Origin of the sequence: Lactimicrobium sp. (assembly GCF_036453465.1) — a bacterium.
Classification (GTDB): Bacteria; Bacillota_I; Bacilli_A; order Erysipelotrichales; family Erysipelotrichaceae; genus Bulleidia.
Map to the genome: position 1 here is coordinate 23,097 of NZ_JAZHUW010000003.1, position 15,876 is coordinate 38,972.

A 15,876-nucleotide genomic window follows, 5' to 3' on the forward strand; every position below is an offset into this window, starting at 1 on the left:
AGAAAAGGAGGTGCCGCATGATCGATTATATTAAACTGCATGTCAAAGCAGGTGACGGCGGCAGAGGCTGTGTTGCCTGGCGCAGAGAAAAGTTCTATCCCAATGGCGGTCCTTTTGGCGGTGACGGCGGCAAGGGCGGCGACATCTATTTCTGTGTCGATACAAACGAAACAACCCTGACCAAGCTGCGCTATACCAAAACTATCAAAGCAGGCAATGGAGCACCAGGCCTGATCAAGAAGATGCACGGCAAGAGCGGGGATGATATTGTTGTCCCGGTTCCACCCGGAACCATGATCCGCAACGCGGCTAACAATGATCTGCTGGCTGATCTGACCCAGCCAGGCCAGAAGGTTCTGATTGCCCATGGCGGCAAAGGCGGACTTGGCAACTGGCACTTTGCCACAGCCAGGAACGATGCTCCGGAATATGCCCAGCCTGGTGAAATCGGCCAGAGCCTGGATCTGCAGCTGGAACTGCGGCTGCTGGCAGACTGCGGCCTGGTCGGCTATCCATCTGTAGGCAAGTCCACATTCCTGTCCATCGTGACCAATGCCAAACCTGCCATTGCACCCTATCAGTTTACAACCCTGGAACCCAATATCGGTGTTGTGGATCTGCCGGACGGCCGCAGCTTTGTACTGGCCGATATGCCTGGTCTGATTGAAGGTGCTGCTGAAGGCAAAGGACTTGGCGATGAATTTCTGCGCCATATCCGCCGCTGCCGTGTCCTGATCCATCTCGTTGATATGTCAGGCCAGCAGGGAGATCCGGTGGAATGCTACAAAGTCATCAATCATGAACTGGCCAGCTATGGCCATGACCTTGCAGAAAAGAAGCAGATCGTGGTAGCCGGTAAGATGGATGATGAATATGCACCGGTTTATCTGGAAGAGTTCAAGAAGGCATATCCGGATCTGCATGTGTTTGAAATGAGTGCTCTGCAGCATAAAGGTGTCAATGAAGTTCTGTATGCGGCCATGGATGCCATTGATGCCGCAAAGAAAGCCGAAGCTGAAAATCCTGAACCACAGGAAGAAACAGTCGTGTATCAGTACCAGCCGAAACGTCCTGATTTCTACATTACCAAGCAGGGACCGCACCGCTTCAAGGTGGAATCTGAAAAGATTGACCGAATGGCTGAAACCATCGACTTTGATGATGAGAATGAATCCTATCAGTTTGCTTTGAAGCTTAACCAGATGGGTGTCGACAAGGCATTGTATCAGGCTGGTGCCAGAGATGGTGATCAGGTCATTGTCGGCCGCTATATCATGGGGTATAAGGAATGATCGCTTTTATCAGTGGAACCATTGATGCTGTCTCCACTGACAGCATCACCATTGATCATGACGGCATGGGCTGGGAAATCTTTTATCCCCATGTTTCCGACGTACATGTCGGCCAGCGGGTCAAGGTATATACGTATCTGCATATCAGTGAAAATGACATGCGGCTGTTTGGCTTTTCTGCACAGGAGGAAAAACAGCTGTTTCTGCGGCTGATCTCTGTCAAAGGCCTTGGCCCTAAGACAGCCATGAATATTCTGTCACGCGACAAGTATGAAAAGACCATCGCCGCCATTGAAGAAGGCGATGTCAAGTACCTGAAGGCAATGCCAGGCATCGGTCCTAAAGCAGCCAGTCAGATTGTGCTGGATCTGAAAGGCAAGCTTGTGCCGGTTGCGTCAAAGAATACTTCCTCCTCAAAGGAAGAGCTGCCGAAGGAAATGGCGGAAGCGGCGGAAGGATTAAAGAATTTCGGCTATCGCCCCAATGAAATCGAAAAAGCTGTTACCATCATGAAGAAGAGTCCGGGCCTGCGCACCGAAGAGTATCTCAAGATCGGTCTGCGCGCCCTGATGAACAGCCGTCTGGGAGGATAAGTCATGAGGGATGAAAATGATCTGCTGAGTGCAATGCCGGAAAAGGGGGATGACGAGGAAAATATCCGTCCTCAGACCCTGGATGAATATGTGGGCCAGGATGATCTGAAGAGCAATCTGCGCATCTTCATTCAGGCTGCCCTGCAGCGCCATGAATCCCTTGATCATGTACTGCTGTATGGTCCACCGGGACTTGGCAAAACAACTCTGGCTTATATCCTTGCCAATGAGATGCATACCCATGTGCGTACAGTATCCGGACCAAGCATTGATAAGCCGGGTGATCTGGCTGCCGTTCTGTCTGTTCTTGAACCAGGCGATATTCTTTTCATTGATGAAATTCACCGCCTGCCCAAGATCGTTGAGGAAGTGCTGTATCCGGCCATGGAAGACTTCTGCATCGATGTCATGGTCGGCAAGGATACCGAAGCAAGGTCCATCCGTCTGGATCTGCCGCCGTTTACACTGGTTGGTGCTACCACCAGAGCCGGTGATCTGTCCGCACCTTTGCGGGACCGCTTCGGTATTGTTTCCAAGCTGAACTACTATACCCAGGATCAGCTGGAAAGCATTGTGAAAAGAACGGCAAGGGTATTGAATACACAGATGGATGAAGAAGCTGCCATTGAGATTGCCAAAAGATCCCGCGGCACGCCGCGTATTGCCAACCGTCTGCTGCGGCGTATCCGGGATTTCGCCCAGGTATTGAATGATGGCGTGATTACAAAAGAAATTGCGGATGAATCACTCAACCGCCTGCATGTGGATGCCCTTGGACTGGATGAAGTGGATATCCGCTATCTGCGCGGTATCATTGAACGCTTTGACGGCGGGCCGGTCGGCCTTGAGTCGCTGGCCAATTCCATCTCCGAAGAAGCCACAACCCTGGAAGATGTCTATGAGCCATATCTGATTCAGATCGGCTTTGTCAACCGCACCAGCAGAGGCAGGGTGGCAACCGAAAAGGCATATGAACATCTCAGAATCAGCCACAATGACAGGCTGTTCTAAGCTGCAATCTGAATGATTCTGTTCTGCAGAGAAAACTGTGACAGAGGCATGGTGATATCCTTGCACCATGCCTTTGCCTTTTCTTTATCCAGCATGATCGGCTGACGGTCATGAATCTTCTTCTGAGCATCTCTGGCATCTTCGGTCAGGATGACAAAATGCAGCCCATCAGCTTCCTGATGGCAGATTCCAGCCAGATACACAGGCTCTGTTTCACTGGTGAAATAGTATTTGCGCCGAGGCTGTTTTGACCATTCATAATAGCCGCTGCACTGTACGGCGCAGGGAAAAGAATCTGCAAAAAAAGGTGAGGAAAGAAAAGTCTCATAACGGGCATTGATGACAATGCCTTTTCCCCGTGTATAACCCCATTTCATAATCGCAGAACCAAACCGCTGTGTTTTTTCATCATAGGCACCGATCAGAACTTTTTGATTTGGGAACACTTCAAAAAGGGACAGCTGCCCAAATTCTGCCGGCGGCATTTTCGACTTTGCCATCGCAATCAGATGGCGGATTGAAATGGATTTGTTATCGTAAAACTGGTATCTTCCACACATGCCACCATTATACCATGTTACAATGAGGGCATGAAACAGCCTAAGCCAAGCAGAGAACTCGCCAGGACCAGACACCGCTATTTCCTGTCAATGATGATCACGTGCATCATCATTTTTGCTATTGGTGCCCTGATCATTACGGCCTTTGATGTCCTGTTTGAGCTGAACCCATGGTTGCGCCTCGCTTTGTATATTCTGAATTTCATCCTGGCTGATATCATCACCCGCAAAGTGGGCAATACCGGCCTGCTGCGCCGCTTTGTCGATGCAATTCACCGCTGATTTTTCCAGTATGCTGTGTTACAATCTTGGCAAGGCAATTGCCGGAATGAGTAATGAAATCAACGGTTTAAAAGAGAGTCTGCGGCTGGTGCAAGCAGACAGCCGCGCTTCATGAAGTCCTCCGGCAGCTGTATGGCTGAAATGGCAGTAAGCTATACCGTGGGATGCGCGTTATGCATATTGAGAAGTAAGCTAAGGTGGTACCACGCCAGCGTCTGCGTCCTTGCAATGCAGACGCTTTTTGTTTGTTACAGGAGGAAGAATGAAGAAAAATCTTGATGCAAAGTATGATCATAAGGCTGTCGAAGACGGCCGCTATGATGAATGGGTCAAGAAGGGATACTTCACAGCCGGCGATAAGGCCAAGGATCCCTTTACCATTGTGATCCCGCCCCCGAATGTCACCGGTATTCTGCATATCGGCCATGCCTGGGACAATACCCTGCAGGATATTATTGCCCGCTACAAACGGATGCAGGGATATGACATGCTGTATCTGCCGGGCATGGACCATGCCGGCATTGCCACCCAGGCAAGAGTCGATGCCAGACTCAAGAGCGAAGGTATTTCCCGCTATGACATCGGCCGTGAAAAGTTCATGGAACGTGCCTGGGAGTGGAAGGGAGAATATGCCTCCACAATCCGCAAACAGTGGGCCAAGCTTGGCAACTCCCTGGACTACAGCCGTGAGCGTTTCACCATGGATGAAGGCTTCAACAAAGCAGTCCGCCATGTCTTTGTCACGCTGTATAACGAAGGTCTGATCTACCGCGGCTGGCGTATCATCAACTGGGATCCGGAGGCCCGTACAGCTCTTTCCAACATCGAAGTCTATTACCAGGATGATCCCGGCAAGATGTACTATTTCCGCTACATCGTCAAAGAGACAGGCGAAGAGATCCATGTTGCCACAACCCGTCCGGAGACAATGTTTGGTGATGTGTGCATCGTCGTTAACCCGAACGATGAGCGCTGGAAGCATCTGATCGGCCTGCATACAACCAACCCTGCTAATGGCGAGGAACTGCCGATCATCGGCGATGACTACATCGATATGGATTTCGGTACGGCCATCATGAAGTGCACGCCGGGCCATGATCCTAACGACTTTGCCATTGCCGAGCGTCACCATCTGCCCAAGCCGATCTGCATGAATCCGGATGGCACCATGAACAAGCTGTGCGGAAAATATGAAGGCATGGACCGCTACGCAGCCCGTGATGCCGTTGTCGAGCAGATCAAGGAAGACGGAAATCTGGTCAAGATTGAAAATATCACCCACAATGTCGGCCATTCCGAAAGAACCCACTGCGTCGTGGAGCCATATCTTTCCCAGCAGTGGTTTGTACGCATGAAGCCGCTGGCCGATGATGTACTTGCCCATCAGAAAGATCCTGATCAGAAGATCAACTTCTATCCGGAGCGCTTTGAAAAGACCTTCAACCAGTGGCTGGAGAACATTGAAGACTGGTGCATTTCCCGTCAGCTGTGGTGGGGACACCGCATTCCGGCCTGGTACAACAAGAAGACCGGTGAAACCTATGTTGGAGAAACCGATCCAAAGGATCCGGAAAACTGGGTGCAGGATGAAGATGTTCTGGATACCTGGTTCTCCAGTGCATTGTGGCCGTTTGCAACACTTGGCTGGCCTGAGGAAACCGAGGACTACAAGCGTTACTATCCAACCGATGTGCTGGTAACCGGCTATGACATCATCTTCTTCTGGGTTGCCAGAATGGCATTCCAGGCCCGCCACTTCACCAAGAACAGACCATTCCGTGATGTATTGATTCATGGCTTGATCCGTGATGAGCAGGGCAGAAAGATGTCCAAATCACTTGGCAACGGCATTGATCCGATGAAAGTCATTGATGACTATGGCGTTGATGCCCTGCGTTTCTTCCTGACGACCAACAGCACCCCTGGCCAGGATATGCGCTATATTCCTGCCAAGGTAGAGGCAGCCTGGAACTTCATCAACAAGCTTTGGAATGCGTCCAGATTTGTGCTGATGAACCTGGATGAAGGCATGACGATGGAGGATGTAGATCTTTCCAACCTGTCAGCCGCCGATGCCTGGATCCTCAATAAACTGAACCAGACTATTGACCATGTCAGCGAAAACATGGAGAAGTATGAATTTGCCCTGGTTGGCAATGAGCTGTACTCCTTTGTCTGGAATGATTTCTGCAGCTGGTATCTTGAAATGTGCAAGAGCTCACTCAATGATGAGGATCCTGCAATCAAGAAGGCCGCCCAGAGCACACTGCTGGTTGTGCTGAACAACATCGTCCGTCTGCTGCATCCATTCATGCCATTTGTGACCGAGGAAATCTATCTGACGATGCCGCATACCCAGGAATCTATCTGCAAAGAGACCTGGCCGAAGCATATCGACAATATTCCGGAAGCTGACATGGAAGGCATGGACCGTCTTGTTTCCATGATCCAGAAGATCCGTGAAATCAAGGCAGCCAATGATCTCAAGCCAAGCACGGTGCTCAGCGTCATGGTAAAAGATCTCGATGGCAATGTCATTGCACCAAAGCCGTACCTGTCTGCCATTCTTGCCAAGATGGCAAAGGCAGAATGGAAAGAAGATCTCGATGGCGATCTGACGGTTGAAACCATCTATCAGGGTTCACTTTATCTGCCAAGCAGCCAGCTGCAGGATCCGGTGGAAGAGCTCAAGAAGCTGGAAGCAGAAAAGAAGCGTCTGGAACAGGAACTGTCAAGAAGCAGCCACATTCTGTCCAATCCGGGCTTCCTTGCCAAGGCACCGCAGGCCAAGGTGGATTCTGAGAAGCAGAAACAGGAAGCCTATCAGAAACAGTATGAAGTCATTACCAGCCGTCTTGCCCAGCTGAAAAAGTAACCAATAAAAAATGCTCTGCTTCGGGAAATCCCGAAACAGGGCATTTTCTTATGCGATTACATTGATTGCCATCAGAATAAACGGTAACAGCAGAATGAGCCAGCCGCCCAGAATCAGCTTGAGATGCCGCTTGTTTTTCATCACTGCCGCAAATTCACGGATTAAGGCACTGGGATAATAGTAGGCAGCCGTATGGGCACCAATACCGGTGCATTTGTATCCAAGCTGACGGCAGTACTGCAGACAGCGGTAGACATGATAATTGGAAGTGACAAGCGCAGTCCGCTTTCTGCCTTCATGTGCATTGATAATGGCAAAGGAATTCTGCAGATTCTGCCACGTGTTCAGTGATTTGTCCTCCAGTTCAATATCCTTGGGATCCACCCCGTGGACAAGCAGATAATCTGCCATGGCTCTTGCCTCAGATACAGTTTCATCAGATCCCTGGCCGCCGCTGGGAATCATGATGGGATGTGTCTTGTCCTTTTGATAGACCAGAATTGCTTTATCCAGACGGTCAGCCAGCAGTTTGGAAACCTGATTGCCATGCAGCAGGCCGGCTCCATGGATAATGACAAAGTCAAAATCACGGGTATGGGGAATATGCTGGATAAACAGCGAATATAGAAAGAAGGAAAGAAAGATCAGACAGAAGTAAATGACACTCACTGAGATCATGACCATGACAGGAATCGAAGTGATGCTGGTCTGAAAGATGACACAGATGGTGGCAGTTTCACCAGCCCCGATGAACAGGCCAAACAGCAGTGACAGCATATTGGCAAAGCTTCGTCCTTCCCGTTTCAGCATGATGATGCCATTGCCGATCAATACGATTGGAACAGCCAGCAGCACCGCACAGATCAGGATCAGAATCACCAGGGCGGCAACATCGCTGTACTTTCCAAACATGGAGGCGATCAATGGCTGGGTCATCAGCAGGGCAGCCAGCAGGAAGAAACAGTTGCGCATCCTTCGGCGGTCAATCAGCATACTGACCAGAAGGATCCCCCAGAAAATGGCCGCCAGAACAGCGGCATCCTTGATGACATTGAGTGAAGCTTGCGAATAGATCAGGTTATTTTGAATCATAGGTATTGTGTACCATAATTTTTCCCGCCAAACAAGCGGATCTGTAGATAAGAGAAGGGTTCTTCTTCTATTTCAGACATGCTATAATTTCTTTAGTATTGAAATGCAACAAAGGAGCGAATATATGAGCAAAAAGAACGATCATCCCTTTCTGAAAGCTGCTGCTGTCACAGCAGGTGCAGCAGCCGGTGCCTATGCAGGCATCAGTGCCTATATCTTCCACCAGGTATTCAACCTTGTCCAGTCTGATTTATATTCCGGCAAGGGCGGTACAGCCTTTCTGACCTTTAAAAACGGAGAAAAGGCAGAATGGTTCCATCATTCCGTGCGTGAAGATGACACTCTGAATTCATTTGATGGCCTGAAGCTGCATGCTCTGCGCCTGCAGAATCATCCGGACAGCCATAACTGGGTCGTACTTGCCTTTGGCCCGGGCAGCTATGCCGGCACACTGCTGGATTACCTGTATGCTTTGGATCAGGCCGGCTTTAACGTTCTGGCAGCAGACAGCAGAGGCTGCGGCAAGAGTGAAGGCAAATATACAACACTTGGCTGGGCAGAACACTATGATCTGATCAGCTGGGTCAACTATCTTGTCAATCTGGATCCAGATGCACGCATTGCCCTGTATGGTGTTTCGATCGGTGCCAATGCCGTCATGAATGCCGTTGGTGATTACATCCCGAAGAATGTTGTGTGCGGTGTTGCCCAGGGTGGTTTCAGCGATGTCAATGAAGTGCTTGTACGCGGCATCAGCCATGCCATGAAGGCAGATGGCAGAATTGTCATGCCGGGCATTGAAGTTCTGGCCCGCCAGCTGCTGCACTTCTCTTTGAAGGATGTTTCTACTGTCCGTCAGCTCAAGCAGGCATCCGTACCGATGCTGTTTGTACAGGGCAATACCTCAGAGTTTGTCCCGGAAAGCATGCTGTTTGATAACTATTATGCCTGCGGCAGTGAACGTGAGCTGCTGACAAAAGATGACCTCAAGGATGATCCGGCAGGACTGATTACGGATTATCTGAAATCAAAATTGAATGCATGATTTACGAAGATGCGGAGGCTGTGTGTCTCTGCATCTTTTTTACTTGGGAGGCAAAAGTGGCTGTCCCAGAAAAGATTGTTTTCATGAAAGCGTTGTCATATAATCAAAATAACGAATAAGGAGGCAGTATGACAGAAAAGAAATATGTCTATAAGTTTGCTGAGGGAAATGCAAACATGCGTGAACTTCTTGGCGGCAAAGGTGCAAACCTGGCTGAAATGAAGTCGCTGCACCTTCCGGTGCCGGAAGGCTACACAATTACGACTGAGGCCTGCATCAAGTACTATGATGACGGCGAGAAGATCTCAGACGATGTACAGGCACAGATTGATGAATATACAAAGTGGCTGGAAGAAGAAACCGGCATGAAGCTGGGCGATCCTGTCAATCCGCTGCTTGTATCGGTCCGCTCCGGTGCACGTGCATCCATGCCTGGCATGATGGATACCATCCTGAACCTTGGCATGAATGATGAGATTGTCAAGGTTGTTGAAAAGAAGTCCGGCAACAAGCGTTTTGCCTATGATTCCTACAGACGTTTCGTCATGATGTTCGGCGATGTCGTCATGGGTCTGGAAAAGGCTGAATTTGAAAAGATGATTGATGCCCAGAAAGCAAAGAAGGGCGTCAAGAATGATATTGACCTGGATGCCGATGATATGGAAGAGCTGACACGTCAGTTCAAGGCATATTATCAGGAAAAGCTTGGGGAAGCCTTCCCGCAGGATCCGCATGTACAGCTCAACCGTGCGGTGGCAGCTGTCTTCCGTTCCTGGAACAATGAGCGTGCCATCTATTACCGTAAGATGAATGATATCCCGGATGACTGGGGCACAGCAGTTTCCGTTGTCCAGATGGTATTTGGCAACATGGGCAATGACTGCGGCACAGGTGTGTGCTTCTCCAGAAACCCGGCAACCGGAGACCACCGCTACTTCTATGGTGAATATCTGATCAACGCCCAGGGCGAAGATGTCGTTTCCGGTGCCCGTACACCACAGCAGATTTCCAAGGCAGGTTCTCAGGAATGGGCCAAGGAAAGAGGCATCACAGAACAAGAGCGTCTTGAAAAGTATCCGTCTCTTGAAGAGACAATGCCAGAAGCTTACCATGATCTGGTAACCGTCCGTGATACCCTTGAAAAGCACTATCATGATATGCAGGATATGGAGTTCACCATCCAGAATGGCAAGCTGTATATGCTGCAGTGCCGCAATGGCAAGCGCACCGCAAATGCTGCTCTGCAGATTGCCGTGGATATGGTAGCTGAAGGTCTTGCTACAAAGGACCAGGCTCTGATGATGGTTGAACCAAAGCAGCTTGATAATCTGCTGCACAACCAGTTTGATCCGGAAGATCTCAAGGCTAAGAAGGACGACATCATCACTCATGGTCTGGCTGCTGCTCCTGGTGCTGGTTCCGGTACCATCGTCTTCACTGCTGCTGAGGCAGAAGCTGCTGCCAAGACAGGTAAGAAGGTTGTCCTTGTCCGTCTGGAGACATCCCCTGAGGATATCAAGGGTATGGCTGCTGCTCAGGCCATCGTTACAGTTCGCGGCGGCATGACATCCCACGCTGCTGTTGTTGCCCGCGGCATGGGTGCCTGCTGTGTATCCGGATGCGGTGAGCTGTCAGTTGATGAAGAACATAAGACATTCACTGTCAAGGGTGAAACCTTCACAGAGAAGGATACCATTTCTGTTGATGGCACAACCGGTGCTGTCTACAGAGGCGAAGTAAAGCAGATTCCGGCTAAGATTTCCGGCAACTTTGCAACGTTCATGGGCTGGGCTGATGAGCGCCGCAGACTCCATGTCAGAACAAATGCGGATACACCGGCAGATGCCAGAAGAGCTGTTGAGTTTGGGGCCGAAGGTGTCGGACTGGTACGTACAGAGCATATGTTCTTCAACAGTGCTGAGCGTATCAAGGCCATCAGAATGCTGTGCGTTGCCCAGAACGCTGAGCAGAGAAAGCTTGCTCTGGATACCCTGGAGCCATATCAGACAGAAGACTTCGAAGGCATTTATGAGGCAATGGGCGGCCGTCCTGTAACCGTACGTCTGCTGGATCCGCCTCTGCATGAATTCCTGCCGAAGACAGATGAAGAAGCCAAGGATGTCGCAGCATCCCTGGGCATTACGGTTGCCGATGTTGAAGCAGCAGCTGCTTCCCTGAAGGAATTTAACCCGATGATGGGCCACCGTGGATGCCGTCTGGATGTGACATATCCTGAAATCGGCGTCATGCAGACAAGAGCCATCATCAATGCTGCACTGCACGTCAATGCAAAGCATCCTGACTGGAAGATCGTTCCGGAAATCATGATCCCGCTGGTTGGTGAACCGAAGGAGCTTGAGTATGTTGCCAATATCATCAAGACAACAGCAGACAAGCTCATCGCTGACAACAAGTCTGACATGACTTACAAGATCGGTACCATGATCGAGATTCCGCGTGCTGCTCTGCTGGCTGATCAGATTGCCAAGACTGCTGAATTCTTCAGCTTTGGTACAAACGACCTGACCCAGATGACATTCGGCTTCTCCCGTGATGATGCCGGCAAGTTCCTTGGCGACTACTATGAGAAGCATATCTATGACTTTGATCCGTTTGCCCATGTTGACCAGGCTGGTGTCGGCCAGCTGATCGAAATGGCTGCCAAGAAGGGCAGAACCACACGTCCGGATCTCCATCTTGGTGTCTGCGGCGAGCATGGCGGCGATCCTGCTTCCATCGAGTTCTTCAACAAGATCGGTCTGGATTACGTTTCCTGCTCACCATACCGTGTTCCGATTGCACGTCTGGCTGCTGCCCAGGCTGCGATCAAGCAGGGTTGATTTACATCCCAAAAACAAGAAAGAGAAGTTCTGGAAACAGAGCTTCTTTTTTTTGTCAAATCTGTCTTGATGTCACTTGCACAGTATTGAAACCGGTTACATAATTACGGAAGAGTACGTTTGGAGGATTTACATGGAAAAATATATCATGGCAATTGATCAGGGAACGACAAGTTCCCGGGCAATTCTTTTTGACCACAGCGGACAGATCATCAGTTCTGCGCAGAAGGAATTTACCCAGATCTTCCGCAAACCGGGATGGGTAGAGCATGATGCCAATGAGATCTGGCTTTCGGTTCTTTCGGTCATGGCTACCTGCCTGCAGCAGGCACATGTTCAGCCGGATCAGGTAGCCGGCATCGGTATCACCAATCAGCGTGAAACAACCGTCATCTGGAATAAGGACACCGGCCTTCCCATCTGCAACGCCATCGTATGGCAGTCCCGTCAGACAGCCGATATCTGCGACAAACTGAAGGCAGACGGCTATGAGGATATCTTCCGTAAGAAGACCGGCCTGCGCATCGATCCTTACTTTTCAGGCACCAAGATCCGCTGGATGCTGGATGCTGTGCCAGGGGCACAGAAACTGGCCGAGGAAGGAAAACTGTATGCCGGGACCATTGATTCCTGGCTGATTTACTGTCTGTCAGGCATGAAAGCCCATGTGACGGACTATTCCAATGCATCCCGCACACTTCTCTATAATATCTATGAGAAAAAGTGGGATCCTGAGCTCTGTGACATCCTGCATGTCCCCATGAGCATGCTGCCGGAAGTCAAAGAAAGCAGCGGGATCTTTGCTTATACGGCACCATATCATTTCTTTGGCTGTTCCGTACCAATTGCCGGTGTTGCCGGCGACCAGCAGGCAGCCATGTTCGGCCAGGGATGCTTTACACAGGGCAGTGCGAAGAATACCTATGGCACCGGTTGCTTCCTACTGATGAATACCGGCACAATGCCGCATGCATCTAAGAATGGCCTGCTGACAACCATTGCCTGGGGTCTGCATGGTGAAATCTACTATGCATTGGAAGGATCCGTCTTTGTAGCAGGCTCTGCCATCCAGTGGCTGCGCGACCAGATGAAATTCTTCCCCAAAGCTTCTATGAGCCAGGAATTTGCTGAGCGGGCAGATCCTGATAATGGTATCTTCCTGGTACCGGCCTTTACCGGTCTTGGTGCACCATACTGGGATGACCGCTGCCGTGGTGCTTTATTTGGCATCACAAGAGGCACAACCCGTGAGGATATCACCAAAGCTACCCTGGATTCTCTTTGCTATCAGACACGTGATGTACTGGAAGCGATGGAACAGGATGCCGGCATCTGTATCAAACATCTGAAAGTGGATGGCGGTGCCAGTGCCAATGATTATCTGATGCAGTTTCAGAGTGACCTGCTGCAGTGCAGCATCATCCGTCCGCATGATGTGGAAACAACCGCTCTTGGTGCTGCCAGACTGGCCGGCCTGGCATTGAACTACTGGAGTATGGAGGACTTTGAGCAGGCTGGCAGAAACTGTGTGGAATATGCACCAAAGGCAGACAGGCAGCGTATGGACGGCCTGTATGCAAAGTGGAAACAGGCTGTGGCGGCAGCCCGCATGTTTTCCGACTAAGTGCATGAAAAAAGGCTTGATAGGCCTGCTTTTCAGGTGTATCATCTCACTGTAAACAAGGAGTGCGAAAGCACTCCTTCATTATTGTTGCACGATAGCGGAGGAATATGGAAAATACCGAAAAACTGAAATCGCTTCTGGAACCGGTACTGCAGCAGTGCGGCGTTAAGCTGTATGAAATCAAATGGCTTGCCAATGAGCACACCCTGCAGGTCTCCATCATGAAAGAAGATGGGACAATGGATCTGGATACCTGTGCAGATGTTTCATCCAAAGTATCTAATGTACTGGATCAGGCAGATCCGATCGCGTATGAATATACACTGGAAGTATGTTCACCCGGTGCCGAAAGAGAGATCAGAGATCTGGATGAGCTGAGACATATGCCGCATGCATATGTATGTGTCCATCTGAAGGAACCGGTAAAGAAGATGATGGAACTGACAGGTGAGATTGAAAGCATCGATGAGAATGATGTGGTAACCCTGGCCTATCGCGACAAGGCTGTATTGCGCAGGGTACAGTTCAGTCTGGACAATATTGAGAAGATCCGGCTGGCAGTAAAAATCTGAGGAGAAAACACAAAATGGAAATCAAATACAAGGATATGATTAAGGCATTTGATGTCATTGAGGAAGAAAAGCATATTTCCGAAGATGTCATCAAGGATGCCCTCTGTGAGGCAATGGCCAAGGCATACAAGAAAGAAGCCGGCCTGGATGACATTGACGTCTATGCCCAGATTAATGAGAAGAAAAAGACCATTGATCTGTTTCAGCGCTATACCGTCACGGACGATGTCGAGGATGATGAGCTGGAAATTTCATTGGAAGATGCCAGACAGCTTGATCCCCAGGCACAGATCGGTGACAAGGTATCCCGCCCGATTGAGATCACAGGCTTCTCCCGTGCATCGGCTACCCTGACCCGCAATGTCATGCGTCAGAAGATCCGTGAGGCAGAAAAGGTTGCCGTCTATGACGAATACATTGATCAGCTCCATGAGATGGTGCTTGGCGTCGTGGAATCTGTTAAAGACAAGTTCACACTGGTCAACCTCGGCAAGACGGTTGCCATGATGCCGCGCTCCCAGGAAATCCCGCAGGAACGTCTGGTGGAAGGACAGCAGATCCGTGTTGTCATCACTGAAGTCAACAAAGATACAAAGGGATCCCAGGTGCTTGTTTCCAGAGCGGATCCGATGCTGGTCAAGCGTCTGTTTGAAAAGGAAGTACCGGAAATCTACAATGGCATCGTTGAGATCAAGGCCATTGCCCGTGATGCCGGCGAGCGTACCAAGATGGCTGTCATGAGCCATAATCCGGAAGTGGATCCGATCGGTGCCTGCATCGGCCCCCGCGGTCAGCGTGTCCAGGAGATCATTGAAGAACTCAAGGGTGAAAAGATTGATATCTTCCAGTGGAGTGATGATATCAGCGAACTGGTCAAGAATGCGCTGGCACCGGCTGAAGTGGAAGCTGTTCTGCCGGGGGATGACAACCGCAGTCTGATTGTAGTTGTGGCTGAGGATCAGCTTTCCCTGGCCATTGGCAAGCATGGCAAGAATGCCAGACTGGCTGTACGCCTGACCGATCGCAAGATCGATATCAAGACAAGAGCGGAGCTGGAAGAAGCCGGTGTGGATTATGAAGCACTGCTGGCCAAGGCCGAAGAAAAGAAGGAAGAATACAGACGTGAGGCTGCCCGCCGTGAGGCAGAACGAATGAAGGAACAGGCCAAGGCAGATGAAGAAAAGCGTCTTGCCAAGGTAGCGGAGCTGGAAGCACGCAAGGCAAACAATCCTTCTGAAGAATCTGCACCGATGGAAGAAGAAGGCTTCATTCCGGAGGAGATGCAGGAAGAGATCAATACAGATATGATCCTCGAGCCGGAGGAAAAGCCGGAAGAGAAGGCTGCCGAAGAAAAGCCTGTGGAAGCTGAACAGGCAGCAGCACCGGAAGAGAATCAGGCTGAAGAAGCCAAGGAAGAACCAGCAGAAGAAGCTGAAAAGGAAGAAGAACCTGTGAAGGAAGAAGCAGAGCCTGCCGTCAAGGCACCGGCCAGAAGAAAGCATGCCGATCTGGAAGAGATGGCAGAGAAGAATACGTATGTTTCCCGTTTTGAGAAGCTGACAGATATGCCGAGCAAGCCGAAGTATGAGCAGCGTCCAAAGCACAGAAAGAAGAAGAATGATGCCGAGGATAACTACAAGGTTGATAACAAGGAGCTCGAGAAGCAGATCAAGAGCAGACTCGCTTCTTCTGCTGCTGACAACAAGCCGATCTACACAGAGGAAGAGCTTGCTGAGATTGAGGCACAGCGGCAGGCTGATGAAGACAGAGAGCTTGGCATCGATGATGAATACGATGACGAGTACGATGATTATTACGATGACGAGGACAAGTAATGCCTAAGAAGATCCCGATGAGAAGGTGTGTCGCTACCGGCGAGTCACTCCCGAAAAAGGAGCTTCTGCGGATTGTGCGCACACCGGAAGGTGAGCTGAAGATTGATCTCAACGGCAAGGCAAATGGGCATGGCGCCTATTTGAAGAAGGATCCTGCGGCAGTGCAGACTGCCCGTAAAAAGGGTTCATTGAAAAATGCCCTTGGCGTTGATATTCCTGATTCTTTCTACGATGAGATTCTGAAGATGCTCTGAG

Annotated in this window: 13 protein-coding genes and 1 other annotated feature; of the genes, 11 read left to right on the forward strand and 2 right to left on the reverse strand. The window is 50.2% G+C overall.

What is annotated here, in order from left to right:
- Positions 1 to 17 precede the first annotated feature (17 nt).
- From obgE to ruvB, 3 genes are read left to right on the forward strand one after another with little or no spacing between them, the layout of a single operon-like run.
- A complete protein-coding gene (obgE, locus tag SOI44_RS01375) occupies positions 18 to 1,292 on the forward strand; it encodes a GTPase ObgE (protein WP_331347462.1) in 1,275 nt (424 codons plus the stop codon).
- On the forward strand, positions 1,289 to 1,885 hold the full coding sequence (ruvA, locus tag SOI44_RS01380) for a Holliday junction branch migration protein RuvA (protein WP_331347463.1): 597 nt from the start codon (positions 1,289 to 1,291) through the stop codon (positions 1,883 to 1,885). The genes obgE and ruvA overlap by 4 nt, the downstream gene beginning before the upstream one ends.
- 3 nt (positions 1,886 to 1,888) lie before the next feature.
- The gene (gene ruvB / locus SOI44_RS01385; protein ID WP_331347464.1) at positions 1,889 to 2,896 is read left to right on the forward strand and encodes a Holliday junction branch migration DNA helicase RuvB; all 1,008 of its coding nucleotides are present in this window, start codon (positions 1,889 to 1,891) and stop codon (positions 2,894 to 2,896) included.
- On the opposite strand, the gene SOI44_RS01390 is transcribed toward ruvB, so the two are convergent.
- Complete coding sequence (locus SOI44_RS01390; RefSeq protein ID WP_331347465.1) at positions 2,893 to 3,456, reverse strand: SOS response-associated peptidase family protein; 564 nt, start codon at positions 3,454 to 3,456, stop codon at positions 2,893 to 2,895. The two genes, ruvB and SOI44_RS01390, sit on opposite strands and share 4 nt — an antisense overlap.
- Positions 3,457 to 3,486: 30 nt before the next feature.
- Between SOI44_RS01390 and SOI44_RS01395 the strand changes: the two genes are divergently transcribed.
- Complete coding sequence (locus tag SOI44_RS01395) at positions 3,487 to 3,738, forward strand: hypothetical protein (RefSeq protein ID WP_331347466.1); 252 nt, start codon at positions 3,487 to 3,489, stop codon at positions 3,736 to 3,738.
- Positions 3,739 to 3,766: 28 nt separating this feature from the next.
- Positions 3,767 to 3,966: a binding site (T-box leader), on the forward strand.
- Between the two features lie 34 nt (positions 3,967 to 4,000).
- Positions 4,001 to 6,613 (forward strand): valine--tRNA ligase, encoded by a 2,613-nt coding sequence (locus SOI44_RS01400; protein WP_331347467.1) that lies wholly within the window; start codon positions 4,001 to 4,003, stop codon positions 6,611 to 6,613.
- A 48-nt stretch (positions 6,614 to 6,661) separates the two neighbouring features.
- On the opposite strand, the gene SOI44_RS01405 is transcribed toward SOI44_RS01400, so the two are convergent.
- The gene (locus tag SOI44_RS01405; protein WP_331347468.1) at positions 6,662 to 7,705 is read right to left on the reverse strand and encodes a YdcF family protein; all 1,044 of its coding nucleotides are present in this window, start codon (positions 7,703 to 7,705) and stop codon (positions 6,662 to 6,664) included.
- 124 nt (positions 7,706 to 7,829) lie between these two features.
- Between SOI44_RS01405 and SOI44_RS01410 the strand changes: the two genes are divergently transcribed.
- The 6 genes from SOI44_RS01410 (at position 7,830) to rnpM (ending at position 15,875) form a co-directional block, all read left to right on the forward strand.
- A complete protein-coding gene (locus SOI44_RS01410; RefSeq protein WP_331347469.1) occupies positions 7,830 to 8,750 on the forward strand; it encodes an alpha/beta hydrolase in 921 nt (306 codons plus the stop codon).
- Positions 8,751 to 8,878: 128 nt separating this feature from the next.
- A complete protein-coding gene (gene ppdK, locus SOI44_RS01415) occupies positions 8,879 to 11,590 on the forward strand; it encodes a pyruvate, phosphate dikinase (RefSeq protein WP_331347470.1) in 2,712 nt (903 codons plus the stop codon).
- Positions 11,591 to 11,723: 133 nt separating this feature from the next.
- A complete protein-coding gene (gene glpK, locus SOI44_RS01420; protein ID WP_331347471.1) occupies positions 11,724 to 13,214 on the forward strand; it encodes a glycerol kinase GlpK in 1,491 nt (496 codons plus the stop codon).
- 107 nt (positions 13,215 to 13,321) lie between these two features.
- Positions 13,322 to 13,786, forward strand: coding sequence for a ribosome maturation factor RimP (gene rimP / locus SOI44_RS01425; RefSeq protein WP_331347472.1), 465 nt, complete (start codon positions 13,322 to 13,324; stop codon positions 13,784 to 13,786).
- Between the two features lie 14 nt (positions 13,787 to 13,800).
- Positions 13,801 to 15,621, forward strand: coding sequence for a transcription termination factor NusA (gene nusA / locus SOI44_RS01430; protein WP_331347473.1), 1,821 nt, complete (start codon positions 13,801 to 13,803; stop codon positions 15,619 to 15,621).
- A complete protein-coding gene (gene rnpM, locus SOI44_RS01435; protein WP_331347474.1) occupies positions 15,621 to 15,875 on the forward strand; it encodes an RNase P modulator RnpM in 255 nt (84 codons plus the stop codon). The genes nusA and rnpM overlap by 1 nt, the downstream gene beginning before the upstream one ends.
- The last annotated feature ends 1 nt before the right edge of the window (position 15,876 follow it).

What these genes read in the sequence shown, in the direction of transcription:
- obgE (WP_331347462.1), top strand. Translation starts at nt 18, where the DNA reads ATGATCGATTATATTAAACTGCATGTCAAAGCAGGTGACGGCGGCAGA.
- ruvA (WP_331347463.1), top strand. Translation starts at nt 1,289, where the DNA reads ATGATCGCTTTTATCAGTGGAACCATTGATGCTGTCTCCACTGACAGC.
- ruvB (WP_331347464.1), top strand. Translation starts at nt 1,889, where the DNA reads ATGAGGGATGAAAATGATCTGCTGAGTGCAATGCCGGAAAAGGGGGAT.
- SOI44_RS01390 (WP_331347465.1), bottom strand. Translation starts at nt 3,456, where the DNA reads ATGTGTGGAAGATACCAGTTTTACGATAACAAATCCATTTCAATCCGC.
- SOI44_RS01395 (WP_331347466.1), top strand. Translation starts at nt 3,487, where the DNA reads ATGAAACAGCCTAAGCCAAGCAGAGAACTCGCCAGGACCAGACACCGC.
- SOI44_RS01400 (WP_331347467.1), top strand. Translation starts at nt 4,001, where the DNA reads ATGAAGAAAAATCTTGATGCAAAGTATGATCATAAGGCTGTCGAAGAC.
- SOI44_RS01405 (WP_331347468.1), bottom strand. Translation starts at nt 7,705, where the DNA reads ATGATTCAAAATAACCTGATCTATTCGCAAGCTTCACTCAATGTCATC.
- SOI44_RS01410 (WP_331347469.1), top strand. Translation starts at nt 7,830, where the DNA reads ATGAGCAAAAAGAACGATCATCCCTTTCTGAAAGCTGCTGCTGTCACA.
- ppdK (WP_331347470.1), top strand. Translation starts at nt 8,879, where the DNA reads ATGACAGAAAAGAAATATGTCTATAAGTTTGCTGAGGGAAATGCAAAC.
- glpK (WP_331347471.1), top strand. Translation starts at nt 11,724, where the DNA reads ATGGAAAAATATATCATGGCAATTGATCAGGGAACGACAAGTTCCCGG.
- rimP (WP_331347472.1), top strand. Translation starts at nt 13,322, where the DNA reads ATGGAAAATACCGAAAAACTGAAATCGCTTCTGGAACCGGTACTGCAG.
- nusA (WP_331347473.1), top strand. Translation starts at nt 13,801, where the DNA reads ATGGAAATCAAATACAAGGATATGATTAAGGCATTTGATGTCATTGAG.
- rnpM (WP_331347474.1), top strand. Translation starts at nt 15,621, where the DNA reads ATGCCTAAGAAGATCCCGATGAGAAGGTGTGTCGCTACCGGCGAGTCA.